This window comes from Amycolatopsis tucumanensis, from assembly GCF_021654135.1.
Classification (GTDB): Bacteria; Actinomycetota; Actinomycetes; order Mycobacteriales; family Pseudonocardiaceae; genus Amycolatopsis_E; species Amycolatopsis_E tucumanensis.
In genome coordinates, this window is the sequence record NZ_JAKGSD010000140.1 from 1 (window position 1) to 899 (window position 899).

The following is an 899-nucleotide window of genomic DNA, read 5'->3' on the forward strand; positions in this document are numbered from 1 at the left end:
GTGACGGTCTGCTCGTCCAGTGCGGTCCAGATGTCGGCGACCAGTTTTTCGCCCAGGCGGGGTGCGTGGGTGGTGGCGATGGCGGTGACTTTGCCGCGGCCGGCTGTGCGGATGCCGGTCGGGCCGCCGCAGCGGGACAGGATCTCCAGCACCGCCCGGTGGGTGACGCGAGGCCCGAGGACGCGTTCGAGGGTGGGGTGGATGCCGGTGAGCAGGCCGCGGATGCGGTTGCTCAGCCGGGTGGCTTCACCGGCCAGGTCGTCGTCGAACCCGACCAGCACCTCCAGCTCGGCCAGGGCCTCGTCACCGGTGTCGACCTGGCGCAGGGTGTGGGGCAGGCTGCGGGCGGCGTCGGCGATGATGAACGCGTCCCGGGCGTCGGTCTTGGCGTTGCCGGGGTAGAGATCGGCGATGCGCCGCATCGCCAGGCCAGGCAGGTAGGCCACCCGGTGCCCGGCCGCGCGGGCGACCGCGACCGGCAGCGCACCAATCGTGGCCGGTTGATCGACCACGACCAGCAGCGGCCCATTCTCGGCGAGCGTGTCGAACAACGCCCGCAACTTGGCTTCGGTGTTGGGCAGCGGCCCGTCGTGCAGCCGCTTCCCAGCCGGATCCAGGCCGACGGCGTGATGGTTGCCTTTGCCGACATCCAGACCGAGGAACACGCCATAACTGCTGGTCATGCACAGTGTCTTTCGTCCGTCGCGGGTGGTCACCGGACTGGCATCGATGGCCGGCACCCACGCCTGCGACGAGACCTACCATCCGGTGGCCGTGTCCCTATTCAGCGGTCCCTCGATGCCACCAGGCCCGGCGACACCACCCCCCCGGGGCATGACCTCGGCTGGGGGCATCAGTCATACCGAACCTGGCGACCACAGCTCCTTGATCAGGAACCA

At 69.7% G+C, this 899-nt stretch carries 1 protein-coding gene; it reads right to left on the reverse strand.

The features are described 5' to 3' along the window. Window positions 1–683, reverse strand: a 683-nt coding sequence (locus L2C96_RS44190; RefSeq protein ID WP_237340329.1) for an IS110 family transposase, incomplete at its 3' end; no start/stop codon positions are given. Between the last annotated feature and the right edge of the window lie 216 nt (window positions 684–899).